Origin of the sequence: Arthrobacter sp. SD76 (genome assembly GCF_049726125.1) — a bacterium.
In the GTDB taxonomy this organism is placed as follows: Bacteria; Actinomycetota; Actinomycetes; order Actinomycetales; family Micrococcaceae; genus Arthrobacter; species Arthrobacter nitrophenolicus.
On sequence record NZ_JBNBLR010000001.1, the window covers coordinates 1,102,813 to 1,122,359 of the forward strand.

Genomic DNA, 19,547 nt, shown 5'->3' on the forward strand with positions numbered 1-19,547 from the left:
CATGAAACCCCCAAATTAGTCATGAATCAGCTTTTGCTGGCGTGAGCATATCCGGAAACCCTCAGACCACGCTCAAGATAAGCTCAGTTCGTGCGGACGAGGCTTCAGATGCAGCCCCGGCACCCCCATCCTCTAGACTTGACCGGTGTCTAGATTATTTGGAACTGACGGTGTCCGGGGGCTGGCCAACGGCCTGCTGACAGCAGAGCTGGCCATGCAGCTGGCCCAGGCGGCCGCGGTCGTGCTCGGCCATGACCGCAACTCCAACGGCTCCCGGCCCCGGGCCGTGGTGGCCCGTGACCCCCGTGCCAGCGGAGAATTCATCGCCGCAGCGGTGGAGGCCGGCCTCTCCAGCTCCGGCGTCGACGTCTATGACGCCGGGGTCCTCCCCACCCCGGCTGCGGCCTATCTGGTGGCGGACCTGAATGCCGACTTCGGCGTCATGATCTCCGCTTCGCACAACCCCGCACCGGACAACGGCATCAAGTTCTTCGCCCGCGGCGGCCAGAAACTCCCCGACGACGTGGAGGACGCCATCGAGGCGCAGATGGCCAACGAGGCCGTCCGTCCCACCGGCGCCGACGTGGGACGCATCCAGCGCTTCTCCGACGCCGAGGACCGCTACATCGTCCACCTCCTGGGCACGCTGCCGCACAACCTCAACGGACTCACCGTGGTCCTGGACTGCGCTCACGGCGCCGCCAGCGGCTGCTCCCCGCAGGTCTTCAAGGACGCCGGCGCCAACGTCATCGTCATCGGCGCGGAGCCGGACGGGCTGAACATCAACGACGGCGTCGGCTCCACCCACCTCGGCCCGCTCAAGGAAGCCGTAGTGAAGCACGGCGCCGACCTCGGCATCGCCCACGACGGCGACGCCGACCGCTGCCTCGCCGTGGACCATGAGGGCAACGAGGTGGACGGCGACCAGATTATGGCCATCCTCGCCGTCGCGTTGAAAGACTCAGGCAAGCTGAAGGACGACGTCCTGGTGGCCACCGTCATGAGCAACCTAGGTCTCAAAATTGCACTGCGGGAGGCCGGCATCCGCATCCGCGAAACGGCTGTGGGGGACCGCTACGTCCTCGAAGGCATGCGCGAGGGTGGCTTCAACCTCGGCGGCGAACAGTCCGGCCACGTCATCTTCTCCGACTACGCCACCACCGGCGACGGACTCCTCACCGGCCTGCAGCTGGCCGCCCAAGTTGCCCTGACCAAAAAGCCGCTCAAGGAGCTGGCCACCGTGATGACCAAGCTTCCGCAGGTCCTCATCAATGTCAGGGGCGTGGACCGCACCCGCGTAGGCAGCAGCGAGGTCCTCGCGCAGGCCGTCGCCACCGCGGAGGCCACCCTCGGCGACACCGGCCGCGTCCTGCTCCGCCCCTCCGGCACCGAGCCCGTGGTCCGCGTCATGGTGGAAGCCGGCGACGAGGAAACCGCCCAGTCCATCGCCGAGCACCTGGCCCAGGTTGTCCGCACCGAACTGGCGCTGGAACTCGTCAGCGAGTAAACGGCAGCAAACAAAACGTGGCCCGCCTCCGCAAGGAGACGGGCCACTTTTGTTTGGCAGCTCAGGAGGCCCGGCTCTTCAGCGCATCACGGATCTCGGTCAGCAGGGCAATCTGCGGGTCCTCCGCCGACTCCTTCTTCACGTCCTGGCCGATCCCCAGCCGCCGGTTGCGGCGCTCGATCATCAGGTTCATCGGCATGACCACCACGAAGTAGATGGCGGCCGAGATCAGCAGGAAATTGACGATGGCCGTCAGCAGGACGCCGAACTCGATGGCGTTGCCGTTGAGGTCAACCCTTGCGAAGCTGTCAAAGTTCGGCGAACCGACCACCGCGGCGACAAAGGGCATCAGCACCTTGTTCACCAGCGCCGTCACAACCGACCCGAAGGCGGTGCCGATGACAACGGCGACGGCAAGGTCAACCACGTTGCCCTTCATGATGAAATTCTTGAATCCAGTCAGCATGGCTTCCACGCTAGTGCATGGACTTACAGGTACCCCGGCGCCGCCTCCACGCCGAAGTACTCCTCCACCGTGAAGATGCCCTTGGAAGCCATATCAGTGGCCGCCTCGACGCCGATGTACCGCAGGTGCCACGGCTCGTAGTAGTACCCCGTGATGGGGTGGAACATCCACGGGTAGCGCACCACGAACCCGAACCGGTGCCCGTTCGCCTTGGCCCACACGGCCGCGGGCTGGTCCGCGAAGCAAGGCTGGAACCCGCAGGCCCCGGTGCCGTCCGCAATGTCGAACGCCCACCCCGTCTGGTGCTCCGAATAGCCCGGGCGCGCGCTGGCGGTGTCGGCGTCCGCCTGGCCCCGCGCCGCCACATAGCTGTTGTACGTGGCCACCTGCGTGGCGTACGACCGATAGCCGCTCGCCAGCACCATGGCCACGCCGTCCCGCGCGGCAGCCGCGAACATCGCCTCGGCGGCGGCCGCCGTCGTACTGTTCAGCAGCGACGCCTCACCGGACGCGGTCATCGCGACGGCGGGGCTCACCAGATCAGCCGGCGCATAGTCTGCAGGGACCAGCGGACGGTACTTGTTCACGATCAGCCACGGGCTCGCCGGGTCCGTCAGCGAGAACTGCCGCGGCAACGCTGCCGAGGGCGATGGCGCGGGAGGCACCGTGGCGGCCTCCGCCGTCGTAATGGGCGCTGCGGTGGCGGCCACCGGCGAAGGTGACACAGGGGAGGAGGAGGCGGAAGGAGCAGTCGACGACGGCGCCGCCGCCTTGGGTGCCTCCGGCGAGCAGGCTGCCAGGACAGTCAGCCCGGCCCCCGCTGCGAGGAAGCGGGCAAAGCTCCGCCGGCTCGACACCGGTGCGGAGCAGTCGTGGCACACCTGTGCTACACCTTCCGGAGCAGCATGCGGCGGACCGTATGGTCGGCCTCTTTGGTGAGCACCAGCTGCGCCCGGCCTCGGGTGGGAAGGACGTTCTCCTCCAGGTTGGGCTCGTTGATCCGCTTCCAGATGTCCCGGGCCGTGCTCTCCGCCTCGTCGTCGGACAGGCTGGCGTACCGGTGGAAGTAGGATTCCGGCTGCGCGAACGCGGTGCTCCGCAGCTTCCGGAACCGGTCCACGTACCATTCCTCGATGTGGGACGTCTTGGCATCCACATAGATGGAGAAGTCAAAGAAGTCACTCAGCGCCAGGCCCTGCCGGCCGTCATGCCGCGGCCGCGCCGGGGCCAGCACGTTCAGGCCCTCCACGATCAGCACATCCGGCCGGCGGACCACCACTTCCTTGTCCGGCACAATGTCGTACGTGACGTGCGAGTACCAGGGCGCCCGGACCTCCTCGGCCCCGCCCTTGATCTCGCTCACGAACCGCAGCAGCGCGCGCCGGTCATAGGACTCCGGGAAGCCCTTCCGGTCCAGCAGCTGCCGGCGCTTCAGCTCGGCCAGCGGATACAGGAACCCGTCCGTGGTGATCAGCTCAACGTTGGGGGTGCCGGGCCAGCGGCGCAGCATCTCCCGCAGCACACGGGCAATAGTGGACTTGCCTACCGCCACCGACCCCGCCACACCGATCACAAACGGGGTCCGCTGGGTCTGCTCGCCCAGGAACGTGGTGGTGGCCGCGTGCAATTGCCCCGCCGCCTCCACATACAGGTGCAGCAGCCGGGACAGGGGCAGGTAGACCTCGCGGATCTCGGTCATGTCCAGGGGATCGCCGAGGCCGCGCAGGCGGACAATATCCTCCTCGTTAAGAGGCTGTTCCATCTGGGCTGCCAGCCTGGACCAGGTCTGCCGGTCCAGCTCCACGAACGGGGAGACACCCTCTCCATTCGCCTCGTTGCGTTGCAAAGTCACGCTAGTGATTCTGCCCCGCCCCCGGCACATAGCGAAATGCAGGCACATGTACGGAGCGCCGCCCGCCCGCAACATAGGAGTCCTTGGCGGCCTGGCCTCGCGTTTTAAAGCTACGGCTCCCAGCCGATAGTCTTTAGCGTATGTGTGGAATCGTGGGATATGTGGGCCGTCGGGTTGACGGCGTAATTGCCGGTCACAGCGCGTTGGATGTTGTCCTGGAGGGGCTGCGCCGCCTGGAGTACCGGGGCTACGACTCCGCCGGGGTGGCGGTGGTGTCCCAGGGCAGCATCGAGTTCCGGAAGAAGTCCGGGAAGCTGAGCAACCTGATCGCGGAGCTGGAGGCCCGGCCGCTGCCGGAGACCGTGACCGGGATCGGCCACACCCGCTGGGCCACGCACGGCGGCCCGACCGACCGGAACGCGCACCCGCACCTGGCCGACGGCGGCAAGCTCGCCGTGATCCACAACGGCATCATCGAGAACTTCGCCGAGCTCAAGCTCGAGCTGCTGGACAAGGGTGTGGAGTTCCTCTCCGAGACCGACACCGAGGTGGCGGCCGCGCTGCTGGGGGACATCTTCCGCAACAAGCTGGGCGGTAATACGTCCGACGGCGGCCTGACCCGGGCCATGGAGCTCGCCTGCCAGCGCCTTGAGGGGGCCTTCACCCTCCTGGCCGTGCACGCTGACCAGCCCGACGTGGTGGTGGCCGCGCGCCGCAACTCACCGCTGGTGGTCGGCCTGGGCGAGGGCGAGAACTTCCTGGGCTCGGACGTGTCCGGGTTCATCGACTACACCCGCCGCGCGGTGGAGCTGGGCCAGGACCAGATTGTCACGATCACCGCGGACACGGTGGAGATCACGGACTTTTACGGCAACCCGGCCGCGGGCAAGGAATACCACGTGGACTGGGACCCGGCCTCTGCTGAAAAGGGCGGTTTCAGCTCGTTCATGGAGAAGGAAATCCATGACCAGCCCGACGCCGTGGCGCAGACCCTGCTGGGCCGCTCGGACATCAACGGCAAGCTGACCCTTGACGAGCTGCGGATCGATGTTGAACGCCTGAAGCAGGTCAACAAGATCATCGTGCTGGCCTGCGGCACCGCCGCGTATGCGGGCACGGTGGCGAAGTACGCGATCGAGAACTGGTGCCGGATCCCCACCGAGGTGGAGCTGGCGCATGAGTTCCGCTACCGCGACCCGATCCTGGACGAGAACACCCTGGTGGTGTCCATCAGCCAGTCCGGCGAGACCATGGACACGCTGATGGCCGTCCGCTACGCCCGGGAACAGGGTGCGAAGACCATTTCCATCTGCAACACCAACGGCTCCACCATCCCGCGCGAGTCCGACGCCGTGCTGTACACGCACGCCGGCCCGGAGATCGCCGTCGCCTCCACCAAGGCGTTCCTGGCCCAGATCACGGCCGCGTACCTGCTGGGCCTGTACCTGGCCCAGCTGCGCGGCAACATCTTCTCGGGCCAGATCAAGGACGTCCTCGCAGACCTGAACAAGATCCCCGCGAAGATCCAGAAGATCCTGGACAACGCCGGACCCCTGCGTGAACTTGCCGGAGCATGGCCAACGAGAAGTCCGTGCTGTTCCTCGGCCGGCACGTGGGCTACCCGGTGGCGCTCGAGGGTGCGTTGAAGCTGAAGGAAATCGCCTACATCCACGCCGAGGGCTTCGCCGCCGGCGAGCTCAAGCACGGCCCCATCGCCCTGATCGACGAGGGCCAGCCGGTGTTCGTGGTGGTCCCGTCCCCGCGCGGCCGCGACTCGCTGCACGCCAAGGTGGTCTCCAACATCCAGGAAGTCCGCGCCCGCGGCGCCCGCACCCTGGTCATCGCCGAGGAAGGCGACGAGGCAGTCAAGGCCTACGCCGAGCACGTCTTCTACGTTCCGGAGACGCCCACCCTGCTGATGCCGCTGCTGACCACCGTCCCGCTGCAGATCTTCGCCGCGGAACTCGCCGCGGCCAAGGGCTACGACGTGGACCAGCCTCGCAACCTGGCCAAGAGCGTCACCGTAGAGTAGTGCCATGATCGTAGGCATTGGGGTAGACGTCGTTGACATCGAGCGGTTCGGCCGCCAGCTGGAGCGCACACCGGCACTCCGGGACCGATTGTTCGTCCCCGCGGAGCGGGAACTGAACATCCGGTCCCTGGCCGCCCGGTTCGCCGCCAAGGAAGCCGTGGCCAAGGTCCTGGGTGCGCCCGCCGGCATGAACTGGCAGGACTGCTGGATCGGCCTGGACCACAACGGGCCCACCGTCCAGGTCAAGGGCACCGTGCTGGCCGTCGCCGAGGCCAAGGGCGTCAAGCGCTGGCACCTCTCCATCAGCCACGACGGCGGGATAGCCACCGCCACTGTCCTGGCCGAGGGCTGATCCTGCCCCGCGCCCGGCCCCAGGTGACCGGATGATCAGCGCCTTCACCGGAACGCAGGTCCGGGCCGCCGAGGAACCCCTCCTGGCGGCCGGGCTGGGCGACGTCCTGATGCAGCGCGCCGCCCACGGGCTTGCCAACGCCATCATCACCGAACTCCGTGCCCGCGGCCGCCGCATTTACGGCGCGCGCCTGGTGGTGCTCGCCGGCAAGGGCAACAACGGCGGTGACGGGCTGTACGCCGCCGCCTTCCTCGCGGCCCGAGGGATGCGTACGACGGCGGTCCTCACGTCAGGGGCCGGACACCCGCAGGCCCTGGCCGCCTTTGAACGCGCCGGCGGACGTACCCATGACCTCGCCGGCGCGGCACCCGGCGAACTGGCGGCGGAAACCGCACGTGCCGACGTCGTGATTGACGCCATCCTGGGAACGGGCGCCAAAGGCGGGCTGCGGGGGGAGTGCTGCCGGCCTGGTAAAGGCCCTTGTGGAGGCACGCCGGCAGGCCGGGCACGGATTCGTGGTGGCCTGCGACCTGCCCAGCGGCGTGGACGCCGATACCGGCGCGGCTGTGGAACCCGTGCTGACGGCCGACCTGACCGTCACGTTCGGAGCCGCCAAGACCGGGCTGCTGGCCGACCCCGGGGCGGACTATGCCGGCCGGCTCCACGTGGTGCCCATCGGCATCGAAGACAACTTTCCCCGCCCCTCCGTGCGCCGGCTGGAAGCGGCGGACATCGCCGGACTCCTGCCCCGCCCCGCCCGGCGGGCCCACAAATACTCGCGCGGCGTCCTGGGTGTCGTGGCGGGATCCGCGACCTACCCCGGAGCCGCCGTGCTGGCCTGCCGTGGCGCGCTTGCCGCGGGCGTGGGGATGGTGCGGTACCTGGGCCCGCCCGAGGTGGCGGACCTGGTGCGCCAGGCCTGCCCTGAAGTGGTGTGCAGCACCGGCTCGGTGGCCGAGAACCGGGTGCAGGCGTGGCTGGTCGGTTCCGGGCTGGGCCCCGACGACCACGATCAGCTGGCGCGGGCCCGGGATGCCCTTGACTCCGGACTCCCCACCGTGGCCGACGCCGGCGCCCTGCCGGCCCTTCCGGACCGGCTCGCCCCGCACGTGGTCCTCACCCCGCACGCCGGCGAGCTCGCCACGCTGCTGCAGCGCCTTGGCGGAACCGAAGACCGCGCCGCCATCGAAGCGGCAACACTGGAAGCCGCCCGGAACGCAGCCGCCCGCACCGGCGCCACCGTCCTGCTCAAAGGCGCCTCCACCCTGGTGGCCGCACCCTCCGGCGACGCCTACAGCCAGGCGGACGGCACACCCTGGCTCGCCACCGCCGGCAGCGGCGACGTCCTCGCCGGCGTCATCGGTGCGCTGCTCGCCCAGGCGGGTCCCGGCGTCGAACATTTGAACGAACTCGCCGTTGACGGTGACGGCCGGTGGGCTGCCCTTGCCGCGCTGGGAGCCGCCCTGCACGGCAAAGCAGGGAGGGCGGCGTCGGACGCCAACTCGGGAGGCCCGATCACTGCTGGCGTAATCGCCAGCGCGATTCCCGGCGTCTGGGGTAAAGTCAGCATGCTTAGCAATCCGGGTGGCCCGAAACGTAAAAGTCACAGCCACCCGCTACGGTAGGCATAGTTCGCACCGGCAGCTGGGGGCGGTTGGTACCGCTGCCGACCTACGATGAGGAGCATTATGGAAGTCTGGCCTGGATCGGCTTATCCGCTTGGCGCCACCTACAACGGCACCGGCACCAACTTCGCCCTGTTCAGCGAACGAGCAGAAAAAGTGGAACTGTGCCTCTTCGACGACGACGGCAAGGAAACCCGCATCACGCTGGACGAAGTGGACGGCTACGTCTGGCACTGCTACATCCCGCAGGTCCAGCCCGGCCAGAAGTACGGCTACCGCGTGCACGGAACCTACGACCCCGCCTCGGGCAACCGGTTCAACCCGAACAAGCTCCTGCTGGACCCCTACGCCAAGGCCATCCACGGCCAGATCGACTGGGACCCGGCGCTGTTCACATACAACCTGGGCGAGCCTGACTCCATCAATAACGCGGATTCCGCCAAGCACATGATGATGGGCGTCGTCATCAACCCGTTCTTCGACTGGGAGGGCGACCAGCAGCTGCGCATCCCCTACCACCAGTCCGTCATCTACGAGGCCCATGTCAAGGGCCTCACCCAGCTGCACCCGGACGTGCCCGAGGAACAGCGCGGAACCTACGCCGGCGTGGCGCATCCCGCCGTCATCTCCCACCTGCAGAAGCTCGGCGTGACCGCCATCGAGCTCATGCCGGTCCACCAGTTCGTCAATGACGGCACCCTTGAGGACAAGGGCCTGAACAACTACTGGGGCTACAACACCATCGGCTTCTTCGCGCCCCAGAACACCTACAGCTCCACCGGCGATACCGGCATGCAGGTCCAGGACTTCAAGGCCATGGTCCGCTCGCTGCACAAGGCGGGCATCGAAGTCATCCTTGACGTGGTCTACAACCACACCGCCGAAGGCAACCACCTGGGCCCCGCGCTGTCCTTCAAGGGCATCGACAACGCCGCCTACTACCGGTTGATGGAGGGCGACGAAAAGCACTACATGGACTACACCGGAACCGGCAACTCGCTGAACGTCCGGCACCCGCACTCCCTGCAGCTGATCATGGACTCGCTGCGCTACTGGGTCACCGAGATGCACGTTGACGGCTTCCGCTTCGACCTCGCTTCCACCCTGGCCCGCGAATTCTATGACGTGGACAAGCTGTCCACCTTCTTCGAACTCATCCAGCAGGACCCGGTAGTTTCCCAGGTCAAGCTCATCGCCGAGCCCTGGGACGTTGGACCCGGCGGCTACCAGGTGGGCAACTTCCCGCCACAGTGGACTGAATGGAACGGGAAGTACCGCGACACCGTCCGCGACTTCTGGCGCGGCGAGCCCGCCACGCTTGGCGAGTTCGCCTCCCGCATCACCGGGTCGGCGGACCTCTACGAGCACTCCGGCCGCCGCCCTGTCGCCTCCATTAACTTCGTCACGGCCCACGACGGCTTCACGCTCGCGGACCTGGTGTCCTACAACGAGAAGCACAACGAGGCCAACGGCGAGGGCAACAACGACGGCGAGTCCCACAACCGGTCCTGGAACTGCGGTGCCGAAGGTCCCACGGACGATCCGAAGGTGCTGGCGCTGCGTGCGCGCCAGCAACGGAACTTCATCGCCTCGCTGCTCCTGTCCCAGGGCGTGCCCATGCTCCTGCACGGTGACGAGCTGGGCCGCACCCAGAAGGGCAACAACAACGGCTACTGCCAGGACTCCGAGCTGACCTGGATCAACTGGGACAGCATCGACCAGCCGCTGATCGAGTTCACTGCCGCAGTGAACGCGCTCCGCGCCAAGCATCCCACCTTCCGCCGCAGCCGGTTCTTCGACGGACGGCCCGTCCTGCGGGGAGAAGGCGAACGGCTGCCGGACATCGTATGGCTGGACCCCTCCGGCGAAACGATGAAACCCGAGGCCTGGGACAGCGGGTTCGGCCGCTCCGTGGGCGTCTTCCTGAACGGGGACGGCATCCAGGGCAAGGACACCCGTGGACGCAGGATCACCGACGTGAGCTTCCTGCTGTTCTTCAACGCCCACGATGACACTGTTAAGTTCACGCTGCCGTCCGACGAGTACGCGCCGGCCTGGGACATCATCATTGACACTGCCGGGCAGAACGCCGACACTGAACCGGTTCCGGCCGGGCAGCCGCTGCCGGTTGAAGCCAAGTCCCTGGTTGTCCTGCGCGCCCACACCGTTGAGGAAGTCGAGCCGGACCACTCCGTAGCCGCATCCCTGGCCGCGCTGACCCAGACGTCCAGCAGCGAGACGGAAACCATCAGCACCCCCGCCGTGGCGGAACCCGGAAAGACCACCAAGGTGGGGGAGCGGAAGGCTGCGACAAAGTGAGGGCCCCCGCATCCACGTACCGGCTGCAGATCCGCAGCAGTTTCACGCTGTTTGATGCCGCCGAGCAGGTTCCGTACCTGAAATCGCTGGGTGTGGACTGGGTGTACCTTTCACCCATCCTCACCGCGGAGCAGGGCTCGGACCACGGCTACGACGTGACCGACCCGTCCGCCGTCGACCCCGCCCGCGGCGGCCCGGAGGGACTGCTGGCACTGTCCACGGCGGCCCGCGAGCACGGCATGGGCGTCCTGGTGGACATCGTGCCCAACCACGTGGGGGTTGCCTCACCGCCGCAGAACCCCTGGTGGTGGTCGCTGCTCCGGGAGGGCCGCGGCTCACCGTACGCGGAAGCGTTCGACGTCGACTGGGACCTCGGCGGCGGCAAGATCCGGCTGCCCATGCTCGGTTCTGATGAGGACCTGGACGAGCTGGAAGTGGTGGACGGCGAGCTCCGCTACTACGACCACCGCTTCCCGCTTGCTCCGGGCACCTACACGGAGGGCGACTCCCCGCAGGAGGTCCACAGCCGGCAGCACTACGAGCTGATGGGCTGGCGCCGCGCGGATGCCGAGCTCAACTACCGCCGCTTCTTCGCCGTCACCACCCTGGCGGGCATCCGGGTCGAGGACCCCAAGGTCTTCGAGGAAGCCCATGCCGAGGTGGGCCGCTGGTTCCGTGAGGGACTGGTGGACGGACTCCGGGTGGACCACCCGGACGGGCTGGCCGATCCGGCCGGGTACCTCCGCTGGCTCAAGGACCTGACCGGTGGGGCTTATGTCCTGGTGGAGAAAATCCTTGAGCCGGGCGAGGTCCTGCCCGGCGACTTCGCCTGCGAAGGCACCACCGGCTACGACGCCCTGGCTGACGTGGACCGCGTGTTTGTGGACCCCGCCGGGCAATCTGCGCTGGACCGGCTGGACGCGGACCTGCGCGGGGCACCGGAACCGGCAGACTATGCCCGGATGATCCGCGGAACCAAGCGCATGATCGCCGACGGCATCCTGCGTTCCGAGGTGCTGCGCCTGGCCCGGCTGGTGCCGGAATCCTACGGCCTGCCCAGGACCAGGCGGCGGATGCCATCGCGGAGATCATCGCCTCCTTCCCGGTCTACCGCACCTACCTGCCCACCGGCGCCGAGGTCCTCAAGGAAGCGTGCGAGTCCGCGGCCGAACACCGGCCGGATCTCGCCGTTGCCGTGGGAACCCTCCTGCCGCTGCTGCTGGACCCCTCAAACCCGATTGCGGTCCGGTTCCAGCAGACCTCCGGCATGGTGATGGCCAAGGGCGTGGAGGACACCGCGTTCTACCGCTACACCCGTTTGGGAACCCTGACCGAGGTGGGTGCCGAACCCACCGAGTTCGCGGTTACGCCGGACGAATTCCACCACCGGATGCGCCGTCGGCAGCAGGACCTGCCGCTGTCGATGACCACCATGTCCACGCACGACACCAAGCGCAGCGAGGACGCGCGGGCCCGGATCTCCGTGATCGCCGAGCTGCCGCAGGAGTGGACCGCCACGCTGGACACCCTGCGCGAGCTGGCGCCGGTGCCGGACGGCCCGTACGAGAACCTGCTCTGGCAGGCCATCGTCGGCGCCTGGCCCGCCAGCCGGGAACGGCTCCAGGGGTACGCCGAAAAGGCCGCCCGCGAGGCCGGCAACTCCACCACGTGGACGGAGCCCAACGAGGACTTTGAGTCCGCGGTGAAGGCGGCCGTGGACGCGGCGTTCGATAACCCCCGGGTCAACCAGGCCGTGGCGGAGTTCGTGGCGCGGATCGACGCCTATGCCGCCTCCAACTCACTGTCGGCAAAACTCGTCCAGCTCACCATGCCCGGCGTGCCGGACGTCTACCAGGGCAGCGAGTTCTGGGAGCGGTCCTTGACGGACCCGGACAACCGGCGGCCCGTCGACTTTGCGCTCCGCCGCGAAGAACTGGCAAGGATCGACGGCGGGACGTTGCCGGACGCCGGGACGGAAGCCAGCAAGCTCCTGGCCACCGCGCGGGCACTCCGCCTGCGCAGGGACCGGCCGGAACTGTTCCAGGGCTACACCCCGGTGACTGCCTCCGGCGCCGCAGCCCGCCATCTGCTGGCGTTTTCCCGCGGCACGTCGGAAACGTCGCCCGGAGCGGTGACCCTGGCCACCCGGCTTCCCGCCGGACTGGAAGCCGGCGGCGGCTGGCGGGACACCGCCGTCGAACTTCGCGCTCCGATGCGTGACGAACTCACCGGCACCGCCTTCGGGCCCGGACCCGTTTTGGTGGCGGATGTCCTGGGTACCTACCCCGTGGCTTTGCTGGTTCCGGTGGATGGAGAGAAGGCATGACCCTCGTCAATGACGGTCCCGAACGCTTCGATGTGTGGGCGCCGGAGGCCGGGTCCGTGGTCCTGCTGGCCGATGGCCGGGAGTACGCGATGCAGAAAAAGGAGACGGCGCCCGGCTCCGGAGGGTGGTGGACCGCCCCCGGCGCCCCGCCCAGGGCGAGGTGGACTACGGCTACCTGCTGGACGGGGACAGCAAGCCCCTGCCCGACCCCCGGTCCCGCCGGCTGCCGTCGGGCGTCCATGAGCTGTCCAGGACATCGATCCCGCCTCCTACGCCTGGCAGGACTCCGGCTGGCGCGGCAAGGACCTGACAGGCTCGGTAATCTACGAGCTCCACGTGGGCACCTTCACGCCTGCCGGGACCCTGGACGCCGCGGCGGAAAAGCTGGGCTACCTGGCCGGGCTGGGCATCGACTTCGTGGAACTGCTGCCCGTCAACGGGTTCAACGGAACCCACAACTGGGGCTACGACGGCGTGCAGTGGTACTCCGTCCACGAGGGCTACGGCGGGCCGGCCGCGTACCAGCGGTTCGTGGACGCCGCCCACGCGGCCGGGCTGGGCGTCATCCAGGACGTGGTCTACAACCACCTCGGACCCAGCGGCAACTACCTGCCCAAGTTCGGCCCCTACCTGAAGCAGGGGGACGCCAACACCTGGGGCGATTCCCTGAACCTGGACGGTGCCGGCTCGGACGTGGTGCGCGAATACATTTTGGAGAACGCCGCCCTGTGGCTGCGGGACTACCACGTGGACGGGCTCCGACTGGACGCCGTGCACGCCTTCCGGGACGAGCGCGCCGTGCACCTCCTCGAGGAACTCGGCGCCCTGGGCGATGCCGTGGCCGCGGAAACGGGGCTGCCCAAGACGCTCATCGCCGAATCGGACCTGAACAACCCGCGCCTGCTCTACCCGCGGGATGCCAACGGCTACGGGCTGGCGGGGCAGTGGAGCGACGACTTCCACCACGCCGTCCACGTGAACGTCAGCGGCGAAACCACCGGGTACTACTCCGACTTCGACTCCCTGGCCGTGCTCGCCAAGGTGCTGAAGGACGGGTTCCTGCACGACGGCAGCTACTCCAGCTTCCGCGGCCGGCACCACGGCAGGCCCATCAACACCGCACTGGTGCACCCCGCGGCGCTGGTGGTCTGCAACCAGAACCACGACCAGATCGGCAACCGGGCCACGGGGGACAGGCTCTCGCAGTCGCTGTCCTACGGGCAGCTGGCTGTGGCCGCCGTGCTCACGCTCACCTCGCCGTTCACCCCCATGCTGTTCATGGGGGAGGAATGGGGTGCCTCCACGCCGTGGCAGTTCTTCACGTCGCACCCGGAACCCGAGCTCGGCAAGGCCACCGCGGAAGGGCGCATCAGGGAGTTCGAGCGCATGGGTGGGATCCCGCCGTCGTGCCCGATCCCCAGGATCCGGAAACCTTCCGCCGGTCCAGGCTGGACTGGGACGAGGCCGCCACCGGCGACCACTCGCGGCTGCTGGACCTGTACCGGCAGCTGACCGCCCTGCGGCGCCAGCATACCGAGCTGGCCGGGCTGGGGTTCACGGAAACGGATGTGGCGTTCGACGACGACGAGCGCTGGCTGCGGTTCCGCCGCGGCAGCGTCGAGGTGCTGATCAACTTCTCCGACGCCAAGATCCGGCTGGACGGCGCCGCCGGGTCCGTCCTGCTGGCCACGGATGAGGCGACCGGCCTGGAGGGCGAGGCTCTGGCCCTGGCGCCGTGGAGCGCAGCAATCCTGAAGTCCTGAGTGATGGACTGAAGTGGCGCCGCGGGCCGGCTGTTGTCAGCCCGCGGCGTAACTTTCCATCGTTGTCCTGTTACCGGGGTCACAGCTGGCAGGATGGAATGTATGACTTTTTCTGCAGCGGGGGACCGCTACGATTCCATGCCCTACCGACGCGTCGGCCGCAGCGGCCTGAAGCTTCCAGCCATCTCGCTGGGCCTGTGGCACAACTTCGTTGACGACAAGCGCTTTGACGAACAGCGCGCCATCCTCCGCCGCGCGTTCGACCTCGGCGTCAACCACTTCGACCTTGCCAACAACTACGGCCCGCCGGACGGCTCCGCCGAGACCAACTTCGGCCGGCACCTGCAGGACGACTTCAAGCCCTACCGTGACGAGCTGGTCATCTCCACCAAGGCCGGGTACTACATGTGGCCCGGGCCCTACGGCGAATGGGGGTCCCGCAAATACCTCATCTCCAGCCTGGACCAGTCCCTGCAGCGGATGGGCCTGGACTACGTGGACATCTTCTACAGCCACCGGCCCGATCCGGAAACCCCGATGGAGGAGACCATGGGGGCCCTGGACCACGCCGTCCGCTCCGGAAAGGCCCTCTACGCCGGTATCTCCTCCTACACGCCGGAGCAGACCATCGAGGCCGCACGGATCCTGAAGGAACTGGGGACGCCGCTGCTGATCCATCAGCCCAGCTACTCCATGCTGAACCGCTGGACCGAGGACGGTTCGCCCAACCTGTACGAGGTCCTCGACCAGGTGGGCGCCGGGTCCATTGCCTTCTCGCCCCTGGCCCAGGGCATGCTGACCAACCGGTACCTCAACGGCATTCCCGCCGACTCCCGCGCAGCCAAGGCCCGCTTCCTGTCGGAGGATGCCATCACTGACGAGAAACTGGACCGGATCCGCGGGCTCCACGCCATCGCCGAAGGCCGGGGACAGTCCCTGGCGCAGATGGCCATCGCCTGGATCCTGCGCGACCAGCCCAAGGGCTCCCCGGTCACGTCTGCGCTCATCGGCGCGTCCAGCGTCCGCCAGCTGGAGGACTCACTGGCCGCCATCGACGACCTGGACTTTACGTCCGAGGAGCTGACAGCGATCGACGAATTTGCCGTCGAATCGGACATCAACCTGTGGAAGCAGCCGGTTTCCTGATTGTTGAAGCGCGGGACGGGGGAACAATGCCCCGTCCCGCGCTGTTGGGTACTATGAAAAGGCGCCGCGCGGCGCCGTACCAGCCGGCCGCCGTCGCGATCCTCCCCGACGCACCCCGGCCGGCTGACGTTTTGTCCTCAAAGGAGTTCCGTGTCTTCACATCCGATCCGTGTTGCCATCGTCGGCGTAGGCAACTGCGCCGCTTCGCTGGTCCAGGGCGTCCAGTACTACAAGGATGCCGACCCCAACACCACCATCCCGGGCCTGATGCACGTTGAGTTCGGCCAGTACCACGTGGGTGATGTTGAATTCGTCGCCGCGTTCGACGTCGACGGCAAGAAGGTCGGGCACGACCTGGCCGACGCCATCCTGGCCAGCGAAAACAACACCATCAAGATCGCCGACGTGCCGCCCACCGGCGTTACCGTCCAGCGCGGCCACACCCTGGACGGCCTGGGCAAGTACTACCTCGAGACCATTGAGGAGTCCACCGAAGAGCCCGTGGACGTGGTCCAGGCCCTCAAGGACGCCAAGGTTGACGTCCTGGTCTGCTACCTGCCCGTCGGTTCCCAGGATGCTGCCGAGTTCTACGCCCAGGCTGCCATCGACGCCGGCGTCGCCTTCGTCAACGCCCTGCCCGTCTTCATCGCCGGCACCAAGGAGTGGGCTGACAAGTTCACCGCTGCCGGTGTGCCGATCGTGGGTGACGACATCAAGAGCCAGATCGGTGCCACCATCACGCACCGCGTCATGGCCAAGCTGTTCGAGGACCGCGGCGTCACCCTGGACCGCACGTACCAGCTGAACGTCGGCGGCAACATGGACTTCAAGAACATGCTGGAACGCGACCGCCTGGAGTCCAAGAAGATCTCGAAGACCCAGGCCGTCACCTCCAACGTCGAGGCCGAGCTGGCAGCGAAGGACGTCCACATCGGACCGTCCGACTACGTCCAGTGGCTCGACGACCGCAAGTGGGCTTTCGTCCGCCTCGAGGGCCGCAACTTCGGTGACGCCCCCGTCTCGCTGGAGTACAAGCTGGAGGTCTGGGACTCGCCCAACTCCGCCGGCGTGATCATCGACGCCATCCGCGCCGCCAAGATCGGCCTGGACCGCGGCATCGGCGGTCCGCTGCTCTCCGCCTCGAGCTACTTCATGAAGTCGCCGCCGGAGCAGTTCAACGACGACCTCGCCCGCGAAAAGGTGGAAGCCTTCATCCGCGGCGACCTGGAGCGCTAACCCCTTCCGTTGCTCTATCACTTTTGGTCCCTAAAACCCCGGTTTGGGGACCAAGAGTGATAGAGCAACGCTGTTTAAGGCTCGCGGAGGGCGGCGCGGACCTGCCCTACGGCACGGCGGAAGTTCTGGGCCAGGTCGTCGGCATTGAACTTGAAGTACTTCCACCCGGCTGAGTGAAAATATGCATCCCGCCGATTGTCGCGTGACTGCTGTTCCCGTGTCAGGTGATGGCCGCCGTCGTACTGTATGGCAACGCGCTGCCGGCGGTAACCCATATCGGCGGCAGGTGAATAGGGGTCATCCTGCACGATACGCATCTGCAATTCGGGCTCCGGCAGTCCCGCCTCCGTCAGAGCCAGCCGCAAAAACGTCTCAGGGGCAGAGTCCGCGCCAGCGCGAATAAGGTGGACGGCGGCGCGTGCCTTGACGATGCCCTGCAGCTTCGGGTGCCGGGTCAGCATCCGCTGCAGCTCCGGAAGACTGGACCAAGGCTCCGCCCGTACTTCCAATCCGGGCCGCGGCTGGCGAACCAATTGGTCACCGACAGCAACAAGGTCCTCAAGCGGAACAAGCCGGGCCAGGTCAAGCCACGTTCGCGCTGGAGTGGAAATCCAAGTGCCCTCCCAGAACACCACCTCGTCCGCGAAAGCAAGTACGGTATGGCCCACCACGCCCTCACGGCGCACTGGTGGCAGTGCTCTGGGCTTGCTCAGGTGCAGCTCACGGCAGTCCTGAAACCAGGCAGGAAGCCACAAACCGAAAAGGACAGCTGCGGTGAGGTGGGAAATCCAGGCACCGGGGGTCGCAGCCGACAGGGCCCGCGCCATGGCAGGCAACTCAAACTCCCAACCCGACGGCATATACAGCAGACGTCCACCGGATGCGAGGTCCGATGAGCGGAGCCTCCCTGGGCTCAGGCTCGCCGCACGCGCCTCGAGGACAGTGAACGGAGCAGACCTGAGGTGAACGGGTAACGGTTGCACGGGGCGCATGCGAAACATTCTTACCCGGGGCGGCCAACCCTCGCAGAACTTATCCACACCCCCTGTTGCTCTATCAGTTGTGGTCCCCAAACCCCTGCTTTAGGGACCACAACTGATAGAGCAACGGGGGAGGCGGGGTTAGGTGAGGCCGACCGGGTTGCCGGCGTCGTCCACGTCCATGCGCAGGGCCGCGGGGACGGCCGGGAGGCCGGGCATGGTCATCACCGCACCCGTGAGCGCCACAATGAAACCCGCGCCGGTCTTGGGCAGCAGGTCACGCACGTGGATGGTGAAACCCTTCGGGGCGCCGAGCCGGGAGGCGTCGTCGGTGAAGGAGTACTGGGTCTTCGCCATGCACACCGGCAGCCCGGACCAGCCGTTCCGCTCGATGTCGGCCAGCCGCTTCAGGGCCGGCACGGAAAAGTCGACGCCGTCCGCCCCGTAGATCTCCTGCACGATGGTCCGGATCTTGTCCTCCACAGACAGCTCCAGCGGGTACAGGTGCCGGAAATTGTTCGGCCCCGCCACCACGCGTGCGACGAGGGCCGCGAGCTCGTCCCCGCCGTCCCCGCCACCGCCGCGCCCCCACACATCAGCGACAGCAGCGTGCACCCCCTCGGCAGCGCACCACGCCAGCAGCCAGTCCAGCTCCTCCTGTGAATCAAGGCCGAATTTGTTGATGGCCACGATGGGAGTAACGCCGAACTTCTCCACGTTCCGCAGATGCCGGCGCAGGTTGGGCACTCCGGCCTCGAGCGCTGCGAGGTCCAAACGGGTCAGCTGGTCCTTGGCCATCCCGTCCTGCATCTTCAGCGCCCGCACTGTGGCCACCACCACGACGGCGGACGGTGCCAAACCAGCGGTCCGCGCCTTGATGTCCATGAACTTCTCGGCGCCCAGGTCGGCGCCGAAGCCGGCCTCGGTCACCACGATGTCCGCCAGCCGCCGGGCAGTCTGGGTGGCGATGAGCGAGTTGCAGCCGTGCGCAATGTTGGCAAACGGACCACCGTGGACCAGGGCCGGCGTGCCGGCGATGGTCTGCACCAGGTTGGGCTTGATGGCTTCCTTCAGGAGCAGTGTGAGTGCCCCCTGCACGCCGAGGTCGGCCACGGTCACGGGAGCGCGGTCGTAGGTATAGCCGAACGTGATCCTGCCCAGGCGCCCGCGGAGGTCGGTGAGGTCCGAGGCCAGGCAGAAGACGGCCATGATCTCGGACGCCACGGTGATGTCGAAACCGTCCTGCCGGGGAACCCCCTGGAGGGCCCGCCGAGTCCGATCACCACTTCACGCAAAGCCCGGTCGTTCATGTCCAGGACCCGTTTGAAGGTCATCCGCCGGGGATCGATGTTCAAGGCGTTGCCCTGGTAGATGTGGTTGTCCACCAGCGCCATCAGGGCGTTGTTGGCCGACGTGATCGCGTGGAAGTCGCCAGTGAAGTGCAGGTTGATCTCATCCATGGGCAGGACCTGGGACAGCCCGCCGCCGGTGGCGCCGCCCTTCATGCCCAGGACGGGTCCCAGCGACGGTTCCCGGAGCGCGATCATCACTTTGTGCCCGGCCCGGGCCAACGAGTCGGCGAGGCCGACAGTGGTGGTGGATTTCCCCTCGCCCGCGGGGGTGGGGGACATGGCCGAAACCAGCACCACCTTCCCGGCCGGCGGCGGGGCGTCCAGCCGGGCGGGGTCGATCTTCGCTTTGAACCGGCCGTAGAGCTCCACCGCGTCGGCGTTGATCCCCGCGGCGGCAGCTATTTCCGGAATCGGCCGGATCCGCGCGGCGCGTGCTATTTCAAGGTCGGAGGGGAAGCCAGACATCATCGTCCTTTCCTGTGCGTCACAGGTAACGTACCCCGGGAACGCCGGCCCAAGCCCCGGCCGCGCCGGGGTCCCTCAGGACGCCGGGCCCCTTACGACGCCAGGTCCCTCAGGACGCCGGGCCCG

9 protein-coding genes and 5 pseudogenes are annotated in these 19,547 nt (G+C 67.4%); 9 read left to right on the forward strand and 5 right to left on the reverse strand.

Annotation, left to right across the window (positions count from 1 at the left end):
- Positions 1-145 precede the first annotated feature (145 nt).
- Positions 146-1,507: a phosphoglucosamine mutase gene (gene glmM / locus ACPEE0_RS05520; RefSeq protein ID WP_424574111.1), complete on the forward strand. Its 1,362-nt coding sequence runs from the start codon at positions 146-148 to the stop codon at positions 1,505-1,507.
- A 61-nt stretch (positions 1,508-1,568) separates the two neighbouring features.
- Here the strand turns inward: glmM and mscL are convergent, their stop codons facing one another.
- The 3 genes from mscL to coaA are packed head-to-tail and all read right to left on the reverse strand — an operon-like array spanning position 1,569 to position 3,855.
- Positions 1,569-1,973 (reverse strand): large conductance mechanosensitive channel protein MscL, encoded by a 405-nt coding sequence (gene mscL / locus ACPEE0_RS05525; RefSeq protein WP_424574112.1) that lies wholly within the window; start codon positions 1,971-1,973, stop codon positions 1,569-1,571.
- Between the two features lie 23 nt (positions 1,974-1,996).
- Positions 1,997-2,854, reverse strand: a complete 858-nt coding sequence (locus ACPEE0_RS05530) for a M15 family metallopeptidase (RefSeq protein WP_424574113.1) — start codon at positions 2,852-2,854, stop codon at positions 1,997-1,999.
- 5 nt (positions 2,855-2,859) lie between these two features.
- Positions 2,860-3,855, reverse strand: a complete 996-nt coding sequence (coaA, locus tag ACPEE0_RS05535; RefSeq protein ID WP_424575244.1) for a type I pantothenate kinase — start codon at positions 3,853-3,855, stop codon at positions 2,860-2,862.
- A 110-nt stretch (positions 3,856-3,965) separates the two neighbouring features.
- On the opposite strand from coaA, the pseudogene glmS reads away from it, so the two are divergent.
- The 8 genes and pseudogenes from glmS (at position 3,966) to ACPEE0_RS05575 (ending at position 16,624) form a co-directional block, all read left to right on the forward strand.
- A pseudogene (glmS, locus tag ACPEE0_RS05540) lies at positions 3,966-5,857 on the forward strand (glutamine--fructose-6-phosphate transaminase (isomerizing)).
- A 4-nt stretch (positions 5,858-5,861) separates the two neighbouring features.
- Entirely contained in the window at positions 5,862-6,209 is a 348-nt protein-coding gene (locus ACPEE0_RS05545) for a holo-ACP synthase (protein ID WP_424574114.1), read from the forward strand.
- A 31-nt stretch (positions 6,210-6,240) separates the two neighbouring features.
- Positions 6,241-7,834, forward strand: a pseudogene (locus tag ACPEE0_RS05550) (NAD(P)H-hydrate dehydratase).
- Between the two features lie 63 nt (positions 7,835-7,897).
- Complete coding sequence (glgX, locus tag ACPEE0_RS05555) at positions 7,898-10,153, forward strand: glycogen debranching protein GlgX (protein WP_424574115.1); 2,256 nt, start codon at positions 7,898-7,900, stop codon at positions 10,151-10,153.
- A pseudogene (treY, locus tag ACPEE0_RS05560) lies at positions 10,150-12,479 on the forward strand (malto-oligosyltrehalose synthase). Before glgX ends, treY begins: the two are co-directional and overlap by 4 nt.
- Positions 12,476-14,242, forward strand: a pseudogene (treZ, locus tag ACPEE0_RS05565) (malto-oligosyltrehalose trehalohydrolase). The pseudogenes treY and treZ overlap by 4 nt, the downstream one beginning before the upstream one ends.
- Before the next feature lie 102 nt (positions 14,243-14,344).
- The gene (gene mgrA / locus ACPEE0_RS05570; protein ID WP_424574116.1) at positions 14,345-15,388 is read left to right on the forward strand and encodes an L-glyceraldehyde 3-phosphate reductase; all 1,044 of its coding nucleotides are present in this window, start codon (positions 14,345-14,347) and stop codon (positions 15,386-15,388) included.
- A 150-nt stretch (positions 15,389-15,538) separates the two neighbouring features.
- Positions 15,539-16,624 carry an inositol-3-phosphate synthase gene (locus tag ACPEE0_RS05575; protein ID WP_009357035.1) on the forward strand — a complete coding sequence of 362 codons (1,086 nt, stop codon included), beginning with the start codon at positions 15,539-15,541 and terminating at the stop codon, positions 16,622-16,624.
- Between the two features lie 74 nt (positions 16,625-16,698).
- Here the strand turns inward: ACPEE0_RS05575 and ACPEE0_RS05580 are convergent, their stop codons facing one another.
- Positions 16,699-17,616: a DUF559 domain-containing protein gene (locus ACPEE0_RS05580; protein WP_424574117.1), complete on the reverse strand. Its 918-nt coding sequence runs from the start codon at positions 17,614-17,616 to the stop codon at positions 16,699-16,701.
- 129 nt (positions 17,617-17,745) lie between these two features.
- Positions 17,746-19,424: pseudogene (locus tag ACPEE0_RS05585) on the reverse strand (formate--tetrahydrofolate ligase).
- Between the last annotated feature and the right edge of the window lie 123 nt (positions 19,425-19,547).